Below are 18612 nucleotides of genomic sequence, written 5' to 3'. Positions count from 1 at the left end.
TGCGTGTCTGCCAAGAAGACCGCGTTGACGGTCCTATCCGCCGCGCTTCCCGCCCTGCTGGTCCCGACGCTGCTGGCCTCGCCCGTGTGCGCCGCGCCGACGCCGACGCCACCGGTGGACGGGAAGGGGCAGCCGCGCAAGGGGCCGCCCCCGCCCGCCTCGATGTCCACGGTCGGCGGACAGTCGCTCGGGCAGCCCGGTACGCAGGTCAACCTGCTGCCCGGCGCGCCCGCGCTGCCGACGAGCCTGACGGGCCGTTCGTGGATCGTGGCCGACGCAGAGACCGGCGAGGTCCTCGCCGCACACAACGCGCACTGGCGGCTGCCCCCGGCCTCGACCATGAAGATGCTCTTCGCCGACACCGTGCTGCCGGGTCTGCCCAAGGACCAGGTCCACAAGGTCACCGACGAGGAGCTGGACGGGGTCGGTTCCGGCTCCAGCCTGGTGGGCATCAAGGAGGACCTCGAGTACACCGTCCACGACCTGTGGCTCGGGGTCTTCCTGAAGTCCGGGAACGACGCCGTGCACGTACTTTCGGCCATGAACGGCGGCGTCGAGAAGACCGTCAAGGACATGCAGGCGCACGCCGAGGAGCTCCAGGCCCTGGACACGCACGTGGTGTCCCCGGACGGCTACGACGCTCCGGGCCAGGTCTCCAGCGCCTACGACCTCACCCTCATCGCCCGCTCCGGCCTGCAGAAGCAGGACTTCCGGGAGTACTGCGGCACGGCCATCGCGAAGTTCCCCGGCCGGCAGGAGCCCGGGAAGCCGCGCGAGAGCTTCGAGATCCAGAACTCCAACCGGCTGATGACCGGCGCCGGAGGGATCTCCCCCTACAAGGGGATCGCCGGGGTGAAGAACGGAAACACCTCGATGGCCGGCGCCACCTTCACCGGCGCCGCCCAGCGCGGTGACAAGAAGCTGCTGGTCACGGTGATGAACCCGGGGACGGGCGGCGCCAACTCCGTGTACGAGGAGACCGCCGACCTGCTCGACTGGGGCTTCGCGGCGAGCGGGAAGGTCAAGCCGGTGGGCGAGCTGGTGCCGCCGAAGAGCGCCGACACCACCTCCCACGGCTCCCCGGCCCAGTCCCACGAGAACAACCCGTCGGCGTCCGGTGCGGACTCCGGCGGCGGGATCGGTACCGCCTTCGGCGTGGCGGGCGGGGTGCTGGCCGCAGTGGCCGGCGGGGCCTACGCGGTCAACCGGCGCTGGCCGCGGGGGCGCGGCCGCCGGGCTCGCGGCCGGGTGTAGCGGAACCGGCGGACTCCGGGGCGGGCTCGCGGCCCCGCTCCGGTGTGGGCTCGCGGCCCGGCTCCGGTGTGGGCTCGCGGCCCGGCTCCGGGTCCTCCACGCCGTCCCCGTCGGCATCGTCGCGGCTCGCGGTCCACGCCGCGCAGAACAGCAGCAGCTTCGCCGTGAGGTTGATCCAGATCAGCAGCGCGATCGGCACGCCGAAGGCCCCGTACATGCTCTTCGTGGCGACCTCCCGCATGTAGCCGCTGAGCAGCAGTTTCAGCAGCTCGAAGCCGGCCGCGCCGAGGAGGGCCGCCTCGATCAGGCGGCGGCGGGGCGGTTCGACGCCCGGCAGCAGGGTCAGGGCGTAGAGCAGGAGCAGGAAGGCGGCCAGGACGCCGACGCCGAAGGCGCCGCCCCGCAGCAGTCCGCCGCCCGCGCCGTCGCGCGGCACGCCCAGCCAGTCCCCGGCCTTGCCGACCGCGCTGGAGCCGAAGATCGAGGCGGCGGCCGAGCAGAGGCCGACGCCGCCGAGGCCGATGAGGACGAGTGCGTCCTTGCCCTTGCGGACGAAGGGGTTGCCCTCGTCCTCGTCGTCCTTCTCCCACACCGCGCGCAGGCAGTCCCGCATCGACGTGATCCAGCCGATTCCGGTGAAGAGGAGCACGGCCGCGGCGACCAGGCCGACCGTGCCGGCGTTCGCGACGAGGGCGTTGATGTCGAGCTGGTCGGAGATGCCGGGGACCTGCTCGGCGAGGTTCTTCTGGAGCCGGTCGAGCTGGTCCTGGGTGAGCAGTCCGGCGCCGATCGCGGCGGCCACGGTGATCAGCGGGAAGAGCGCCAGGAAGCTGATGAAGGTGATGGCCGCGGCGAGCCTGGTCCAGTGCACGCGGTCGAGCCGCTGGTACGAACGCCACAGGTGGGTGCGCATCAGGGCGGACACCAGGGGCCCGATCAACGGGAGTTTCGTCAGCCAGTCCATACGGTCACCGTAAATGAGCTGTCGCAAATAGCCGGGATTGCCGCTTTTGGGGACTACGGTCGTCGATTGTGACTTTTCGCCCGACGGCTCGGCCGTTCCACGCCCTCATCCTGCGAAGGATCGGTTTCCGGTTGCGGTTCCTGCGTCAGGAACGGCGCACGGTCGCCTCGCCGGCGGCCGCTGCCGCGCTGTTGTCCGTCGCCGAGCCGAGCTGCGCCGGAACGGCGCTCGCTCCACTGCCTGCCCCGTTGCCGAACGGATACTCCCGCAGCTTGCGCCAGACTCCGTCCGAGCCCTGCTCGTAGAGGGCGAACCCGGAGCAGACCCACTGGGCCGCGTAGTCGGCGAGGGTGCCGAACGCCAGGTCCATCGCCTCCTCGGAGATCCCGTGGGCGACCGTGACGTGCGGGTGGTACGGGAACGAGAGCTCCCGGCTGAGCGGCCCCTCCGGGTCGCGGACCTGGCCCTGGAGCCGGGTGCAGCCGGAGCCGCCCTCGACGACCTGGACGAAGACCACCGGCGAGAGGGGACGGAAGGTGCCCGTGCCGGCCAGCCGCATCACGAAGGAGCGGCCGGCGGCCGCGACCTCGGCCAGGTGGGCGCGGATCTCGGGCAGCCGGTCCGCGGCCACCTCCGTCGGCGGTACCAGGGTGACGTGCGTGGGAATGCCGTGCGCGGCGGCGTCCCCGAAGCCCGCGCGCAGCTCCTGAAGGCTGCTGCCGTACGGCTCCGGGACCGCGATCGAAACGCCGAGCGTTACGGTCCCCACGTAGCTCTCCTCCGCCTGTAGTCCTGTGCGTGGTCTGTGCTCCGCGTGTGCGTCGCACGAGTGCTGCCGCCCCAGTGTGGCGGCAGCACCCCCCAGATCGCCAGGGCCCTCTTTCTCTTCGGTGCCCGTCAGTGCTTCGCGGGGAGGAAACCGAGGTGGTCGTACGCCTGCGCCAGGGTCTCGGCGGCGACCGCCCTGGCCTTCTCCGCGCCCTTGGCCAGCAGGGAATCCAGGGTCTCCGGATCGTCCAGGTACTCCTGGGTGCGCTGCTTGAAGGGTGTGACGAAATCGACCATCACACCGGCGAGATCGGTCTTGAGCGCGCCGTAGCCCTTGCCCTCGTACGCGGCCTCCAGCGCGGGGACGGACTCGCCCGTGAGAGTGGAGTAGATCGTGAGCAGGTTGCTGACGCCGGGCTTGTTCGCGGGGTCGAAACGGACCACGGCCTCGGTGTCGGTGACCGCGCTCTTGATCTTCTTCTCGGTGGCCTTGGGCTCGTCGAGGAGGTTGATCAGGCCCTTGGGCGAAGAAGCCGACTTCGACATCTTGATCGCCGGGTCCTGGAGGTCGTAGATCTTCGCGACCTCCTTGACGATGTGCGCGGCGGGGAGGGTGAAGGTCTGCCCGAAGCGCTGGTTGAAGCGCTCGGCCAGGTCCCGGGTCAGCTCGATGTGCTGACGCTGGTCCTCGCCGACGGGGACGGCGTTCGCCTGGTAGAGCAGGATGTCGGCGACCTGGAGGATCGGGTACGTGAACAGGCCGACGGTGGCGTTGTTGGCGCCGCTCTTGGCGGACTTGTCCTTGAACTGGGTCATCCGGCTGGCCTCGCCGAAACCGGTGATGCAGTTCATGACCCAGCCGAGCTGCGCGTGCTCGGGCACGTGGCTCTGGATGAAGAGCGTGCAGCGCTCGGGGTCGAGGCCGGCGGCGAGGAGCTGAGCGGCGGAGAGCCTGGTGTTCGCGCGGAGATCCTTCGGATCCTGCGGCATGGTGATCGCGTGCAGGTCGACGACCATGTAGAAGGCGTCGTGCGTCTCCTGCAGGGCGACGTACTGCCGGATGGCTCCGAGGTAGTTCCCGAGGTGGAACGAACCGGAGGTGGGCTGGATGCCGGAGAGCGCGCGAGGACGATCAGAAGCCATGGCCCCATTCTCTCAGGTATGACACCGGGCTCGGCCCCGCCGCTGGCCGGAACCCGGCGGGTCCCGCGGGGCCCGCCGGGCCCCGGTACGGGTACCGGGCGGTAGCGGCCCGTCCGGATCTTGCCTCGGCCGAGCGACCGCTTTCCGCTCTTGGACCCGGAGGGCCGCTGCGCAGCTCAGGACACGGGGAGCCCGCGGCGCGGAGCCCGGCACCGGCGCGGGACACCGCTGCGCGGAGCTTCGTGGGCGCCGCCCACACCCGCGCCTCAAACGCCGGCGGGGCTGAGATTGCCCTCCGGGCAACTCAGCCCGCCGACGTGCACGTGTCGGCCGACGTCAGCCAAATCCAGCCCCGCCGGCGTTTGAGGCGCGGGGTCTGGGGCGGAGCCCCAGGGACCCCGGCTCCGCCGGGCACCGGGCTCCGCCCGGACCCGGTCCTCAAGCGCCGGACGGGCTGAACGGGTCAGGCGACCGGCAGGCCCGGCGCCGGGAAGGCGGCCATCAGGTCGGCCACCGCGGAGCGGATCGCGCCGAGGGCCGCCTCATCGCCAAGGGCAGCCGCGGAGACGGCCCCCGCGATCCAGTCGGCGACCACCGGCATGTGCTCGACCCCGAGACCTCGGGAGGTCAGCGACGGCGTGCCGATCCGGATCCCCGACGGGTCGAAGGGCTTGCGCGGGTCGAACGGCACCGTGTTGTAGTTGACGACGATCCCCGCCCGGTCCAGCGCCTTCGCCGCGATCTTGCCGGACACCGACTTCCCCGTGAGGTCGATCAGGATCAGATGGTTGTCCGTACCGCCGGAGACGAGGTCGAAGCCCCGCTCCAGCAGAGCGGCGGCCAGCGCCTTCGCGTTGGCCACGACCGCGTGCGCGTACGACACGAACGAGGGCTGCGCCGCCTCGTGGAGCGCCACGGCGATGCCCGCCGTCGTCTGGTTGTGCGGGCCGCCCTGGAGGCCCGGGAAGACCGCCTTGTCGATGGCCTTCGCGTGCTCCTCGCGGCACATCAGCATCGCGCCGCGCGGGCCGCGCAGGGTCTTGTGGGTGGTCGTCGAGATCACGTCCACGTGACCCGCCGGGGAGGGGTGCGCCCCGCCCGCGATCAGGCCGGCGATGTGCGCCACGTCGGCGACCAGGACCGAGCCCGCCTCCTTCGCGATCGACGCGAACGCCTCGAAGTCGATCGTGCGCGGGAGCGCCGTACCGCCGCAGAAGATCAGCTTGGGCCGCTCCGCCAGCGCGAGGTCCCGTACCGCGTCGTAGTCGATGAGGCCGGTCTCCGCCTGGACCCCGTACTGCACGCCGCGGAACCAGGAGCCCGTCGCCGAGACCCCCCAGCCGTGCGTCAGGTGCCCGCCCATCGGCAGCGCCATGCCCATCACCGTGTCGCCGGGCTTCGCGAAGGCCAGGTAGACCGCGAGGTTGGCGGGCGAGCCGGAGTACGGCTGCACGTTGGCGTGGTCGACTCCGAAGAGGCCCTTCGCCCGCTCCACGGCCAGCGCCTCGATGCGGTCGATGTTCTGCTGGCCCTCGTAGTAGCGGCGGCCCGGGTAGCCCTCGCTGTACTTGTTCTGCAGCACGGTGCCGGAGGCCTCCAGCACGGCCGAGGACACGTAGTTCTCGCTCGGGATGAGGCGGAGGGTCTCCGCCTGGAGGGTCTCCTCGGCGGCGACGAAGGACGCCAGCTCGGGGTCGGTCGCCCAAAGGGAAGGGTGGCTGTGGGCGGGGTGGCGGTACGGGTGGTGGTGGTTCGCGCTCATGGCGGCTCCTCCGGGGTCGATGTCGGATCTCGTCCCCGCGAGGCCCAGGCGAGCGGCCCTGTATGCGGTCGTGCGCGCACGGCTCCCCCGGAGTTGGTTCTCCGTGCGCCAGTCGCCGTGCGTGTCCGACACCTTAGCGGCCACGCCACGAGAAAGGTTTCTCCGTCCGGTATTCGAGCGAGGATGGACAGTGACGCCACCCTCGTCACCGGCTTGACGGACGATCGGAGACCCCGTGTCGACAACTGCTGATGCCATCCGCTCCGCCGACGCGCACAGCGCGCACACCTACCACCCCCTGCCCGTCGTCGTCGCCACCGCGGAGGGCGCCTGGATGACCGACGTGGAGGGCCGCCGCTACCTCGACATGCTCGCCGGCTACTCCGCCCTGAACTTCGGCCACGGCAACCGGCGCCTGCTCGACGCCGCCCACGCCCAGCTGGAGCGGGTCACCCTGACCTCCCGCGCCTTCCACCACGACCGCTTCGCGGACTTCTGCACCGAGCTCGCGGCGCTGTGCGGCAAGGAGGCCGTACTGCCGATGAACACCGGTGCGGAGGCCGTGGAGACGGCGGTGAAGACCGCCCGCAAGTGGGGGTACGAGGTCAAGGGCGTACCGGACGGACACGCCAAGATCGTGGTGGCGGCCGACAACTTCCACGGCCGCACGACGACCATCGTGTCGTTCTCCACCGACCACGAGGCCCGCGACCACTACGGCCCGTACACCCCCGGCTTCGAGATCGTCCCGTACGGGGACCTCACCGCGCTCGCCGCCGCCGTCACCTCCAACACCGTCGCCGTGCTCCTGGAGCCGATCCAGGGCGAGGCCGGCGTCCTCGTACCGCCGGCCGGATACCTGCGGGGCGTACGGGAACTGACGCGCGAGCGGAACGTCCTGTTCATGGCCGACGAGATCCAGTCGGGCCTGGGCCGCACCGGCAAGACCTTCGCGTGCGAACACGAGGACGTCGTCCCCGACGTGTACATCCTCGGCAAGGCGCTGGGCGGCGGGGTCGTGCCGGTGTCGGCGGTGGTTGCCGACCTGGACGTGCTCGGCGTGTTCAGGCCGGGCGAGCACGGCTCCACCTTCGGCGGCAACCCGCTGGCGTGCGCCGTCGCCCTGGAGGTCATCGCGATGCTGCGCACCGGCGAGTACCAGCAGCGCGCCACCGAGCTCGGCGACCACCTGCACCGGGAGCTGAACCTGCTGGTCGGCGGCGGCGCGGTGACCGCCGTACGGGGCCGCGGGCTGTGGGCGGGCGTGGACATCGACCCGTCGCGCGGCACCGGCCGGGAGATCTCCGAGAAGCTGATGGAGCTCGGCGTGCTGGTCAAGGACACCCATGGGTCGACGATCCGGATCGCACCGCCGCTGGTGATCTCCAAGGAGGACCTGGACTGGGGGCTGGACCAGCTCAGGTCGGTCCTCGGCGCCTAGCTGCCGCCAGGGGATCTAGAGGATGACGTGGGGCAGGAAGCGGGCGTACTCGTCCGTGACCGGCCCCGCCGATTCGCGGATGCCGAGGCCCGCCGACTCGTCCTCGACGACCCACGCACCGAGCACCACCCGGTTGCCGTCGAAGTCGGGCAGCGGGGCGAGGCCCTGGAAGACGTACGTCTCGTCCTGCTCCGGTGCGAACGGCTCGCCGCCGACCGGGTGCAGGGTGACGCCCGCGCCCTCGCGGCCCAGCAGCGGCTTCGCCGCGTAGCCGCTGGTCGTGGCGAGCTCGCGCGGGCCGTCCAGGTAGGCGGGGAGCAGGTTGGGGTGCTCGGGGAAGAGCTCCCACAGGACCGCCAGCAGCGCCTTGTTGGAGAGCAGCATTTTCCACAGCGGCTCGATCCAGGCGGTGGTGCCGGAGCCACCGCCGTGGTCGTACGTGCCGAGGACCTGCGGGGCGAACTCGTCGGTGGCCAGCCACTCCCACGGGTAGAGCTTGAAGATCGCGCGGATGAAGCCGAGCTTCTCGTCGACGAACCGGCCGGACAGGGAGTCCCAGCCGATCGCCTCCACCGACAGCTCCCGCGTGTCGATGCCGGCCTGCTCGGCGGTCTCCTGGAGGTAGGCGACCGTCATCAGGTCCTCGCCGAGCTCGTCGGTCTCGGAGTGCGCGAAGTGCACCGGGCCGGGCGGCAGCAGCTCCGCCTGGCGCCGCCAGGCGTCGACGAGCCGCTCGTGGAGGGAGTTCCACTGGTCGGCGCCGGGGAAGCGCTCCTCCATCCAGAACCACTGCGGACTGGCCGCCTCCACGAGGGAGGTGGGGGTGTCGGCGTTGTACTCCAGCATCTTGGCGGGGCTGCCGGTGCCGTCGTAGCGCAGGTCGAAGCGGCCGTAGAGCGAGGGCTGTTCGGCGCGGCGCCGCCAGGACTCGGCGATCAGCGCGGCCAGCTTCGGGTCGGTGATGCCGAGGTCGGCGAAGCGGTCGTGGTCGACTATGTGCTGGGCCGCGGCCAGGCACATGGCGTGCAGCTCCTCGACGACGTTCTCCAGCGCCTCGACCTCGGGAAGGCTGAAGGAGTAGTACGCGCTCTCGTCCCAGTACGGGCGCAGGGAGTCGTCGGGGTAGCGGGTCAGGGGGTAGATCAGCCCCTGCTCCTCGACGGTCTTCTGCCAGTCGGGGCGGGGCTCGATGGTGTGGCGCTTCACGCTGGATCAGCCGCCCGAGGAGCTCTTGTGGCTGCCGCCGATGCCGCCGCGGGTGACGGCGGACTTGTCGAAGCTGCCTCCGGTGACCTTGTTCTTCGCGACGGTGCCGCCGTAGTAGAACGCACCGCGGCCGCCGCTCTTGCACTCCTTGGAGTTCAGCTTCTCCAGGGTGGCGCGGTCCGCGCAGCGCTTGTCGGGCTCGTTGCTGCTCCCGCAGGCCACCAGGGCCGCGGCGAGCAGGCCCATGCCGCCGAGGGCGACAGTGCCGGAGCGCATGCGGCGCTTGGTGCGGGTGGTGTCGGTGCTGCTGCTGTCCATGGACTGTTCGCTCCCCCTGGGTGGCCGGCTGCGCACAGACTAGAACGGCCGCACCGGCCGACGGAATCCGGCCGACGTGGGATCCGTGACCTAGAGTCGGTTCGTGCTCATTGGGATGATTTGCGCGCTCGGTGCGGCGATCTGCTTCGGCACGGCGTCGGTCCTGCAAGCGGTGGCGACGCGGGCGGCGGTGCCGGGGACGGGCTCGGGGGTCGACGCCGCGCTCTTCCTGCGGGCGCTGCGCCAGTGGCGCTATATCGCCGGACTCTGCCTGGACGGGATCGGCTTCGTCCTCCAGATCATCGCGCTGCGGCACATCCCGATCTACGCGGTGGGCGCGGCCCTCGCGGCCAGCCTCGCGGTGACCGCGGTGGTCGCCGCGCGGCTGCTGCGGGTGCGGCTGAGCGGGACGGAGTGGGGCGCGGTCGGGGTGGTGTGCGCGGGGCTGCTGATGCTGGGGCTCTCGTCCGGGGAAGAAGGCTCCGGCAAGGGCACGCTCGCGCTGAAGCTGGGGCTGCTGGCGGTGGCGGGGCTGGTGCTGGTGGTCGGTGCCGTGGCGGGCGGGCTGCCGGACCGCAGCCGGGCGCTGACGCTGGGTCTGGCCGCCGGAACGGGCTTCGGGGTGGTGGAGGTGGCGGTCCGGCTCATCGACGACATCTCGCTCTCCGCGCTGTCCAACCCGGCGTTCTACGCACTGCTGCTCGGCGGCGGCTCCGCGTTCCTGCTGCTCACCTCGGCCCTCCAGCGCGGCTCGGTGACGGCGGCGACGGCCGGGCTGGTGCTGGGCGAGACGATCGGGCCGGCGGTGGTGGGCGTGGCCTGGCTGGGCGACCGCACCCGCGAGGGCCTGACCTGGCTGGCGGTCGCGGGCTTCCTGATCGCCGTGGCCGGATCCCTGGCCCTGGCCCGCTTCGGCGAACCCCCGGCGGAGCCATTTCAGCCGTCCGGCGTGTGAGGACCGGGGTCTGGGGCGGAGCCCCAGGGTGCTTCAGCCCGTCCGGCGTTTGAGGACCGGGTCCGGGCAGAGCCCGGGGAACGGTGGAAGGGCGGGTAGGGGACTGCCCCGCAGGGAACCCCGCCATGACGGGGCCCGTCAGGGGAGCGCAGCGACCAGCGCGGCCAGGGTCGGAGCCCAGGCGCTCTGGGACGGCGTCCCGAAGCCGACGACCAGGGCCTCGCGCGGAGGCATGTCCGCCTGCGGGTGGCGGAAGAACGACAGCGGCAACAGGCCCAGGTCCTGCCAGGCGGCCGACCGCAGGGCCGCCCGCTCACCGCCCGGCGGGAGGTCCAGCACCGCGTGCAGACCCGCGGCGATGCCGGAGACCGCCGCGCGGTCCCCGACGGCCGCCACCAGCTCGTCGCGCCGCCGCCGGTAGCGCAGCCGCATCTCCCGCACGTGCCGGTCGTACGCCCCCGACCGGATGAACTCCGCGAGCGTGAGCTGGTCCAGCGCGCTGGAGCTCCAGTCGGACCGGCCCCTCACCGCGAGCACCTCGTTCAGCAGCGGCCCCGGCGCCACCATCCAGCCCATGCGCAGCCCCGGTGCCAGGGACTTGCTCGCCGTGCCCAGGTAGACCACCCGGTCCGGGTCCAGCCCCTGGAGCGCGCCCACCGGCTGGCGGTCGTAGCGGAACTCCCCGTCGTAGTCGTCCTCCAGGATCAGCCCGCCCGTGGACCGGGCCCAGTCCACCGCCGCCGCCCGCCGCCCGGGCGTCAGCGCGGCGCCCGTCGGGAACTGGTGCGCCGGCGTCAGCAGGACCGCCCCCGCGCCCGAACCGGCCAGCTCCGTGGTGCGCGCCCCCGCGCCGTCCACCGCCAGCGGCCGCGTCCGCAGCCCGGCGCCGGTCAGCGTCTCCCGGTGCACGTCCAGCCCGTAGCCCTCCACCGCGATCTCGCGGACCCGGCTGGCCCGCAGCATCCTCGCGAGCAGCAGCAGGCCCTGGCCGAAGCCCGCGCACAGCACGATGTGTTCGGGGTCCGCGTACACCCCGCGGGCCCGCGCCAGGTACCCGGCGAGCGCCTCGCGCAGCTCCACCCGGCCGCGCGGGTCCGCGTACCCGAAGGCCTCGTTCGGGGCCACGGTCAGCGCCCGCCGGGCCGCCGCAAGCCAGGCGGCGCGCGGGAAACCGCCCAGGTCCGGGGAGCCGGGCTTCAGGCTGTACGAGGTCTGCGCGCGCACGGGGCGCCGTACGGGCACGGCCGCCGCGGGACGCCGTACCCCGACCCGGGCCCGCTCCGCGACCCGGGTCCCGGAGCCGCGTCGCGCCGTCAGCCAGCCTTCTGCGACGAGCTCGGCGTAGGCCTCGGCGACGGTGTTGCGGGCGATCCCGAGGTCCGCCGCGAGCGACCGCGACGAGGGCAGCCGGGTCCCGGGGGCCAGCCGCCCGCTGCGCGCGGCCTCGCGCAGCGCCTCGGTGAGCCCGGCCCGGACACCGCGCCCGGGGACCGGTTCCAGATGCAGGTCCGCGCCGAAAGTGGCCCACGATTCCGTCATGGAAATGGACCATATAGGCGGGCCGCCCGGCTCGTAGGTTGGATCCATGAACCACACCGAGAAGGCACCCGAGCACACCCCCCGCATGCAGCTGGCGAAGCTCGCCCCGGAGTTCTACAAGGCCGCCGTGGCCCTGGACGCGGCCGCCGCCAAGGGGCTGGACCCGGCCCTCGTCGAGCTCGTCAAACTGCGCGCCTCGCAGATCAACCACTGCGCCTTCTGCATCGACATGCACTCCAAGGACGCCCTTGCGGCGGGCGAGGACGTGGAGCGGCTGCTGCTGCTCGGCGCCTGGGAGGAGTCGCGGCACTTCTACACGGAGAAGGAGCTCGCCGCGATCGAGCTGACGGAGGCCGTGACCGTCCTGACCGACGGCTTCGTTCCCGACGAGGTCTACGAACGGGCCGCGCGGCACTTCGAGGAGAAGGAACTGGCCCAGGTGATCGCCCTGATCGCCGCGATCAACGTCTGGAACCGCATCGGCGTCACCACCCGCCTGACCCCGGGGCACTACACCCCGGGGATGTACAAATAACCCCATCCTCGCGCGCGGTGTCAGCCGCCCGTTGGGCGGAAGGCGGTCAGTGCGGCCTTGTGGTGGGACTGGGTGAGCGTCCAGTCCGGCGCCGGGCCGGCCGTCAGGACGGCCCACTTCTTGCCGTCCTCGGCGACGAAGACCCGTTCCACGCCGCGGCGCCGGCCGTGTGACTCCGTGCTGTCGTACTCGTAGACCAGCTCCCCGCCCTCGGGGGCGCCCTGGGCCGGGCCCACGCGGATCTCCTGGTAGCCGGTGGTCTGGGCGCGCAGGTAGGCGGAGGCGCCCTGGACGGCCGCGAGCGGGGTCAGTTCGGGCTCGCTGACCTGGAAGATCTGAACCAGGGCGGTGCGGTCGGGAGAGCGGTAGAAGACCCCCGCGGCGGCCTCCTCCCGGAGCCACCCCGCGGGGACGGCGACGGTGAACCCCTTCGCGTCGCGCACGGTCTCGTGGGCGGGGTCGCTGCCGCTCGGGCTGGGGGTGGGGCTGCCGCTGCCGCTGCCCGTCGGCGACGGGGAGCGGGTGGCCGTCGCCGAGGGGGTCGGCGAACCCTCCCCGCTCGGCGGGGCGCTGGAAACCGTCGGCCCCGCCTGCGGTGGCTGCTCGCCGGTGTCCCGCGCCACGAACCACACGGTCGCCGCGCCGATCGCGAGCGCGGCCACCGCGACGGCCGCCGTGGTCGGCGTCAGCCACCGGCCGGCGGCCCGCGCGGGCCGGGGCGGGGTGGGGTACGCCGGCTGTACGGGCTGCGGGTGCGGATACGTGGGGTACGGGTACGGGTCCTGCGGCGCCGCCGCCCCCGGGCCGTACCCACCCGGCCCGGGCCCCGGAGCCGGGCCCGAGGCCGGGCCGTGGCCCGGAGCGGGGGCCGGGCCGTAGCCCGGAGCCTGGCCTGCGGCCGGATCGTGGCCCGGGGCAGGGGCCGGAGCCTGGCCTGCGGCCGGGTCGTAGCCCGGGGGCGGCGGCGGGGTCGGGGGTGGGTCGTGGCTCGGGGGTGGGGTCGGGTGGGGGTCCGTGACCCAGCGTTGGGTTGCGGGGTCCCAGCGGGGGGCGTCCTGCGGGGGCACGGTCAGCCTCCCAGGGTGGTCAGGAGCCCGGCCAGGGCGGTCGCGGCGCTGACCGAGTCCACCAGCGGAGCCCACCGTTCCAGGGCCCCGCGGAGCCGGGGGACCAGGCCGGGCCGGATCTCCTCGGCTCCTTCCAGTCCCTCCGCGACCCCGTCCAGTTCGGCGTCGAGCGCCGCCCTGTCCTCGCCCCGCGGCAGCCGTACGAGGGCCGCGCGCAGCTCCAGTACGGCGTCGAGGAGGGCCTGCGGCCCTACGGTGTCCGCCCCCGCTCCCCCGTGGTGCACGGTGTTGGTGTTGTTGCCGCCGCCGATGCTGAAGGCGCTGCCCGTGACGTCGCCGATGCGGACCGCGGGCTCCTGCCCGGCCGCGCCCGCACCCGTACTCGTACCCGTACCGCCGTTTTCAGTTGCCACCGGCACTCCCCTTGCCCTTCGTGCTGTTGGTGTTGTTGGTGCCGCCGACGCTGAAGGCGCTGTGGTTCACCGCCTGGATGAACACCCCGCCCTCGGCGACGTTGACCGCGCGCTGCGCGAACTCCTCCGTGTGCCAGCCCGCTTCGTGCAGCGCGACGACGACGCCCCCGACGACCCGGTCCTGAACGGTCTTCAGGAAGCGGTCGAGGTCCATCAGGTGGAAGAGCGAGCCGTTGTCCTCGGAGGCCAGGTCGCGCACCGACACCCGCGGCCCCTCGGGCCGGGCCCCGCCGTGGCCGCCGGTGGCGATCCGCCACCAGCTCGCCAGGCCGCGGCCCAGCGTGGTCGCGGAGGACGCGAGGGAGCGGGGCGTGTGGCGCAGGGCCCAGACGGCCTTGCCGAACCCGCTGTTGTTGCGGTAGCGCTGGGCGTCCGCGTCCGCGTTGTGGAAGTCGGTCCGGACGGGCAGCAGCACGTGCGGGGCCACCTCCAGCATCATCATCCCGCCCTGCGTGTGGACCCGTACGAAGACGGTGACGACGAGGTTCTCGTCCCAGCCGCCCACCCGTACGCGCAGGAAGTGCCGGCGGCGCTCGCCGCCCTCCTCGATGGCGGCGGCCCGCTGCTCGCCGAACTGCCCGTGCACGACCTGCGCGGTGTCCCGGTGCGGCAGCCCGCCCGCGGGCAGGAACACGCACTCGTCCAGGACCAGTTCGCGCATCCGGTCGCCCACGGCGGCGGCCTGCTCCGGGGAACCGTGCGGGGAGGGCACCCGCAGGCGCTCCAGCAGCGGCACGATCCGCGCCAGGATGTGGGCGTTGGTGACCGCGACGGGCTTGCGGTCGGGGCCGAGGTCCTCGCGCGGGCGCAGTTCCACGGACAGCTGCCAGGGCCGGAAGGGATCACCCGCCCCGCAGAACGGGTCGTTGACGTCGTACATGATCATCGGCGCGTGCTGCTCGGCCCGGATGCGCTGGCGGACCCGCTGGAAGCGCGCCCCATCGGCGGCTTCGGCCGCATCGTTCGCGTGGTCGGCGTAGCGGCGCTCGGAGAGGTCGGTCGCGATGGTCCGGAAGACGTGTCCGCGCTGGAGCCCCACGACCGTGACCACCCCGGCGAAGACCACCGGCAGCCACCACAGGACGGCGGTGGCCGCGAAGTCCCCGCCCGTCGGGGCGAACGGCAGGCCGCCCCCTCCCACCTCGTCCAGGAGGCTGAACAGCGCGAACCCGCCGATGCCGAGGGCGAACAGGACGAAGACCAGTACCCACCAGGCATAGATCCGCAGGACCACGGACAGGAACCGCAGCACCGGGACGTTCCGGGCCCGCAGCCAGTCGGCGAGGCTCAGCAGCAGGAAGGGCACGATCAGCGCGGCGAGGGCGCCGCCCGTGAGCAGGGAGCCGACGAACCAGGCCCCGAGGACTCCGGCGGCCCAGCCGAGTTCGGCGCGGCGGGCGCGCAGTGCGTGGGCGAGGACCCGGGAGGCGTCGTAGCCGTAGGAGGGGGCGACGATCCGTTCCTCGTGGACGTACAGCTCGTCGATGACCCGGTCGCGGTACCCGGCGTCGAGGTACGTCCCCGCGCACAGGAAGCGGCCGGCCTCGCTCAGGGAGGGGTGCACCGGGGGGCGGCCCGCGGAGGGACCGGCCCAACTGCCGCCGGGCTGCTGGGGAATCGCGTTCTCGGTCACCGACCGACCCTAGGGTTCCCCTCCATGCGGCGACAGAACGATTCACGCCAAACGCCCCGGCCAGGTTTGGCCGGGGCGTTTCGGTGTTCGTACCGCTCGTACGGGGGCCTGCGCGGCCGGGCCGTACGAAAACGATCAGATCAGGCCGAGCTCGCGCACCGCGTCGCGCTCCTCGACGAGCTCCGCCACGGACGCGTCGATGCGCGCACGGGAGAACTCGTTGATGTCCAGGCCCTGGACGATCTCGTAGCGGCCGTCCTTGGTGGTGACCGGGAAGGAGGAGATGATGCCCTCCGGGACGCCGTAGGAGCCGTCCGACGGGATGCCCATGGAGGTCCAGTCGCCCGACGCGGTGCCGTTGACCCACGTGTGGACGTGGTCGATGGCGGCGTTGGCGGCCGAGGCGGCCGAGGACGCGCCGCGGGCCTCGATGATCGCCGCGCCGCGCTTGGCGACGGTCGGGATGAAGTCGTCGGACAGCCAGGCCTGGTCGTTGACCAGCTCGGCGGCGTTCTTGCCGGCGATCTCCGCGTGGAAGATGTCCGGGTACTGGGTCGCCGAGTGGTTGCCCCAGATGGTCAGGCGCTTGATGTCGGAGACGGCGGCGCCGGTCTTGGCGGCCAGCTGCGAGATCGCGCGGTTGTGGTCCAGGCGGGTCATCGCGGTGAAGCGCTCGGCCGGTACGTCCGGGGCGGCGGCCTGCGCGATGAGCGCGTTGGTGTTGGCCGGGTTGCCCACGACCAGGACCTTGATGTCGTCCGCGGCGTTCGCGTTGATCGCGGCGCCCTGCGGCTTGAAGATGCCGCCGTTGGCGGAGAGCAGGTCACCGCGCTCCATGCCCTTGGTGCGCGGGCGGGCACCGACCAGCAGCGCGACGTTGGCACCCTCGAAGCCCTTGTTCGGGTCGTCGAAGATGTCGATGCCGGCGAGCAGCGGGAAGGCGCAGTCGTCGAGCTCCATGGCGGTGCCCTCGGCGGCCTTCATGCCCTGAGGGATCTCCAGAAGACGGAGCTTGACCGGCACGTCCGCGCCGAGCAGGTGGCCCGACGCGATGCGGAAGAGCAGCGCGTAGCCGATCTGGCCGGCGGCGCCGGTGACGGTGACATTCACGGGAGTGCGGGTCATGACCTTCTCCGTTAGACAGCTGACGGTGGGGCGTCCCTGCCCCGGCCTAGTGGATCTTGACTCGAATCCTCCCCCCGCCGAAGCAGGGGGATTCCTGGCTCACGCCGCTCGGTCGCCCAGCGGGCAACCGACTCTTCCACGATCAACACCAGCCAGGTTGAAACCAGCCCGGTTACATGAAGTTTTGAAAGTTGTCGCGCCGACGTGGTTCTCGCTCAGCACGTTGCACGCGCCTGGTCCTCACAGCGCACAACACGCACCCTACCCGGCCTGAAGGCCGGGCATCCTCGGAGGTTGCCGTGAAGAGACATCCGCCGCCAGGTTCACATATTTCAATGTCCGTCTCGGGTGGGCGTCCGATGGAAGTTCGCGGTTCGAAAGGGTGACCTTTCGTGCGGGGTGTCGTTGATCGGATGACAGCACCGGACGGCAGGAGGCGGGTGTTGACTCGGAAAGTGCCACTCGCCGAGAGGCAGACCGCTCGGACCGCTTGTGTTCGAGGCCTGCTGCGGACCGGGGTGGACGAGAAGAGCGGCCACATCCTGTCTGCCGCTGCACTGGCGGACAGGGCCGGCTGGGCCGTGGACTTGGTGTCCGCCATGGCGGCTGAGCTGACGTTCCTCCACTGGAGCGCCGGTGATGTAGAGGTGCTTGCCTCCGGACAGGACGCCGGGGGCAAGCGGCTGCCGTCGAACGCGTGGATGGCGTTGCGCCGCCTGGGCTGGACCGTCGCCCCGGCCGAAGGCGTGAAGGTCAATGACCGGATCGTCCGCATGGCTCAGGAGCAGGCTGGGCGTACGTTGCGGTCGGTGAAGTGGCGGACCGATCTGACTGCCGGGGTGGTCGTGTCCTGGCCCACAGACCCCGGCAAGCGGACGCCCGAAGAGTGGGACTCGGTGCGTGAGGCGGTGCCGGGCGGGCTCCATCTGCCGTCCAGTGTGATCAACTCCCGCACCCGGCAGATAGCCGCGTTCCTCCGGAAGCATGGCCGTCTTCCGGCCGACGTCTTCGAGCTGGAAGCCGCACCCCACACGGGCCGGATGCTGCTGCTGTCGGCATGTGACGGGCAGCAGGCCACCATCGAGCGGGCGGATGGCCCGGGCCGGGCGATGCTGAGGTTGCAGCTCCCCACCCGGCCCGACCCCCGGTCGTACCGGGACTGGACGTGGGTGGCCTGCCCGATCACGTTGTCGCCCACGATCCCCGCCGGCGCGGTACTGCACCTGCCCACCCTGCGCATCCACCAGGGAAGGGTGCGGGCCGATCTCGCCTACACCCATGCCGTTCCCAAGGCCCGGCTGGCCGGACATGCGGTCGCGCTCGGTGTGGACTGGGGCCTGAACACCCTGCTGTCCGCCGGGGCCGCCCGGCTGCACGATGACGGGCAGATCACCGCCCTCGGAACCGGTGCCATGTTCCGTACCGGCGGGGTCCTGGCCAAACAGCACCGGCTGCGGCGTCTGTCGGAGCACCTGCACACCAAAGCGGACCACTACGAGAGGCTCACCGGGTGCGGCACCGGACACCCCCTGACAGCCAAGCACGCGGTGCTGGCCGAGGAGATCCGGCGCGTCAGCGCCCGGCGGTCGAACCTCAACGACGCGCTCGCCCGGGCCGCCGCCCGCTGGGCTGTCGATCAGGCCATTGCCGCCGGAGCATCCGTCATCTACATCGAAGACCTCCGCTCGATGGAAGCCCGAGGCACGGGCCGCAAGATGAACACCCGCCTCTCCCAGACGGTGCGCGGGATGATCGTCGACCGGATGCGGCACCTCGCCGCCGAGAGCGGCATCGCCGTCGCCACCGTGCCCGCGAGGAACACCTCCAAGCCCTGCCCGCGGTGTCTTCTCCCATTGCGGCACCGCACGGCCCCGGACCGGCCCACCACCCCGGGATGGAAATGGGCGATCTGCCCATCCTGCGGATACCAGGGCGACCGCGACCAAGGCGCATGGCAGCGCATCGCCGCGCGCGGCCTCACCCACCAGGCCAGGACCGTCACCGACCGCACCACCGGCACCATGGCCATCCGCACGGTCGTGGACATCCTCGAAACCCGCGCCGTGATCACAGCGACGGCCACCACCAGCCGGAGGGACCGGTCCAAGACCGGGCCCACCCGGCCGTCAACCACACGCCCCGCGCCCAGGCGACGCAGGGCACCCTCCCCTACCACCCCCTCGGGGCCGGCGGGCAAGCGTCCGGAGGGACACGTACCAACGGGCCGGACCAGGCTGCCCCGCGCAGCCCACCGGCACCAGAACGTGACCACGATCAGCACACCCACCACCGGCCCACACCGGCCACGAGGAGCAGCACTGGGCGCAGGCTTCCACCTGCACACCCACGCCACCCCTCCACGATGGACAGAACCCACACAAGACACCACGTCTTGCACGGGATCGCGCAGCTGATCAGAGACGCTATCC

Annotated in this window: 16 protein-coding genes and 1 riboswitch; of the genes, 5 read left to right on the top strand and 11 right to left on the bottom strand. The window is 72.2% G+C overall.

From position 1 onward, the window contains the following. The first annotated feature begins 3 nt into the window (after positions 1-3). Entirely contained in the window at positions 4-1254 is a 1251-nt protein-coding gene (locus tag MTF69_RS12585; protein ID WP_243333559.1) for a D-alanyl-D-alanine carboxypeptidase family protein, read from the top strand. Here the strand turns inward: MTF69_RS12585 and MTF69_RS12580 are convergent. The 4 genes from MTF69_RS12580 to glyA form a co-directional block, all read right to left on the bottom strand. Next, positions 1202-2218 (bottom strand): YhjD/YihY/BrkB family envelope integrity protein, encoded by a 1017-nt coding sequence (locus tag MTF69_RS12580; RefSeq protein ID WP_243333556.1) that lies wholly within the window; start codon positions 2216-2218, stop codon positions 1202-1204. The two genes, MTF69_RS12585 and MTF69_RS12580, sit on opposite strands and share 53 nt — an antisense overlap. 145 nt (positions 2219-2363) lie before the next feature. Further along, entirely contained in the window at positions 2364-2987 is a 624-nt protein-coding gene (locus MTF69_RS12575) for a 2'-5' RNA ligase family protein (RefSeq protein ID WP_243333554.1), read from the bottom strand. A gap of 128 nt (positions 2988-3115) precedes the next feature. Next, positions 3116-4129: a tryptophan--tRNA ligase gene (gene trpS, locus MTF69_RS12570; protein WP_243333552.1), complete on the bottom strand. Its 1014-nt coding sequence runs from the start codon at positions 4127-4129 to the stop codon at positions 3116-3118. 463 nt (positions 4130-4592) lie between these two features. Then, complete coding sequence (gene glyA / locus MTF69_RS12565) at positions 4593-5891, bottom strand: serine hydroxymethyltransferase (protein ID WP_243333550.1); 1299 nt, start codon at positions 5889-5891, stop codon at positions 4593-4595. A gap of 35 nt (positions 5892-5926) precedes the next feature. Next, positions 5927-6017, bottom strand: a riboswitch (ZMP/ZTP riboswitch). Positions 6018-6126: 109 nt separating this feature from the next. Here glyA and rocD point away from each other — a divergent pair. Continuing rightward, the gene (gene rocD, locus MTF69_RS12560; RefSeq protein WP_243333549.1) at positions 6127-7332 is read left to right on the top strand and encodes an ornithine--oxo-acid transaminase; all 1206 of its coding nucleotides are present in this window, start codon (positions 6127-6129) and stop codon (positions 7330-7332) included. 15 nt (positions 7333-7347) lie between these two features. Here rocD and MTF69_RS12555 read toward each other — a convergent pair whose 3' ends face one another. Continuing rightward, on the bottom strand, positions 7348-8538 hold the full coding sequence (locus tag MTF69_RS12555; protein ID WP_243333539.1) for a glutathionylspermidine synthase family protein: 1191 nt from the start codon (positions 8536-8538) through the stop codon (positions 7348-7350). Between the two features lie 6 nt (positions 8539-8544). Further along, the gene (locus MTF69_RS12550) at positions 8545-8856 is read right to left on the bottom strand and encodes a hypothetical protein (protein ID WP_243333537.1); all 312 of its coding nucleotides are present in this window, start codon (positions 8854-8856) and stop codon (positions 8545-8547) included. Positions 8857-8971: 115 nt separating this feature from the next. On the opposite strand from MTF69_RS12550, the gene MTF69_RS12545 reads away from it, so the two are divergent. Next, positions 8972-9811 carry a hypothetical protein gene (locus tag MTF69_RS12545; protein ID WP_243333838.1) on the top strand — a complete coding sequence of 280 codons (840 nt, stop codon included), beginning with the start codon at positions 8972-8974 and terminating at the stop codon, positions 9809-9811. A gap of 138 nt (positions 9812-9949) precedes the next feature. Here the strand turns inward: MTF69_RS12545 and MTF69_RS12540 are convergent, their stop codons facing one another. Further along, a complete protein-coding gene (locus tag MTF69_RS12540; RefSeq protein ID WP_243333534.1) occupies positions 9950-11350 on the bottom strand; it encodes a PLP-dependent aminotransferase family protein in 1401 nt (466 codons plus the stop codon). Between the two features lie 46 nt (positions 11351-11396). Here MTF69_RS12540 and MTF69_RS12535 point away from each other — a divergent pair, with 46 nt between their 5' ends. Further along, complete coding sequence (locus MTF69_RS12535) at positions 11397-11885, top strand: carboxymuconolactone decarboxylase family protein (RefSeq protein ID WP_243333533.1); 489 nt, start codon at positions 11397-11399, stop codon at positions 11883-11885. A 20-nt stretch (positions 11886-11905) separates the two neighbouring features. Here the strand turns inward: MTF69_RS12535 and MTF69_RS12530 are convergent, their stop codons facing one another. The 4 genes from MTF69_RS12530 to MTF69_RS12515 form a co-directional block, all read right to left on the bottom strand. Further along, on the bottom strand, positions 11906-12952 hold the full coding sequence (locus tag MTF69_RS12530) for a serine/arginine repetitive matrix protein 2 (protein WP_243333531.1): 1047 nt from the start codon (positions 12950-12952) through the stop codon (positions 11906-11908). A gap of 2 nt (positions 12953-12954) precedes the next feature. Next, positions 12955-13365 carry a hypothetical protein gene (locus MTF69_RS12525; RefSeq protein ID WP_243333529.1) on the bottom strand — a complete coding sequence of 137 codons (411 nt, stop codon included), beginning with the start codon at positions 13363-13365 and terminating at the stop codon, positions 12955-12957. Then, positions 13355-15058, bottom strand: coding sequence for a hypothetical protein (locus tag MTF69_RS12520; protein ID WP_243333527.1), 1704 nt, complete (start codon positions 15056-15058; stop codon positions 13355-13357). The genes MTF69_RS12525 and MTF69_RS12520 overlap by 11 nt, the downstream gene beginning before the upstream one ends. Before the next feature lie 135 nt (positions 15059-15193). Next, entirely contained in the window at positions 15194-16183 is a 990-nt protein-coding gene (locus tag MTF69_RS12515) for a malate dehydrogenase (RefSeq protein WP_243333517.1), read from the bottom strand. Between the two features lie 518 nt (positions 16184-16701). Between MTF69_RS12515 and MTF69_RS12510 the strand changes: the two genes are divergently transcribed. Further along, positions 16702-18597, top strand: coding sequence for a transposase (locus MTF69_RS12510; RefSeq protein WP_243333515.1), 1896 nt, complete (start codon positions 16702-16704; stop codon positions 18595-18597). The last annotated feature ends 15 nt before the right edge of the window (positions 18598-18612 follow it).

The sequence above is a fragment of the Streptomyces sp. AP-93 genome, from assembly GCF_022808175.1.
In the GTDB taxonomy this organism is placed as follows: Bacteria; Actinomycetota; Actinomycetes; order Streptomycetales; family Streptomycetaceae; genus Streptomyces.
Note: the sequence above shows the minus strand (reverse complement) of the source record. Positions and strands in the feature narration are given on the sequence as shown.

Excerpts from the sequence above, each read along its gene's own strand:
- MTF69_RS12580 (WP_243333556.1), bottom strand. The coding sequence starts at position 2,218 with ATGGACTGGCTGACGAAACTCCCGTTGATCGGGCCCCTGGTGTCCGCC.
- trpS (WP_243333552.1), bottom strand. The coding sequence starts at position 4,129 with ATGGCTTCTGATCGTCCTCGCGCGCTCTCCGGCATCCAGCCCACCTCC.
- glyA (WP_243333550.1), bottom strand. The coding sequence starts at position 5,891 with ATGAGCGCGAACCACCACCACCCGTACCGCCACCCCGCCCACAGCCAC.
- MTF69_RS12550 (WP_243333537.1), bottom strand. The coding sequence starts at position 8,856 with ATGGACAGCAGCAGCACCGACACCACCCGCACCAAGCGCCGCATGCGC.
- MTF69_RS12545 (WP_243333838.1), top strand. The coding sequence starts at position 8,972 with ATGATTTGCGCGCTCGGTGCGGCGATCTGCTTCGGCACGGCGTCGGTC.
- MTF69_RS12540 (WP_243333534.1), bottom strand. The coding sequence starts at position 11,350 with ATGACGGAATCGTGGGCCACTTTCGGCGCGGACCTGCATCTGGAACCG.
- MTF69_RS12535 (WP_243333533.1), top strand. The coding sequence starts at position 11,397 with ATGAACCACACCGAGAAGGCACCCGAGCACACCCCCCGCATGCAGCTG.
- MTF69_RS12515 (WP_243333517.1), bottom strand. The coding sequence starts at position 16,183 with ATGACCCGCACTCCCGTGAATGTCACCGTCACCGGCGCCGCCGGCCAG.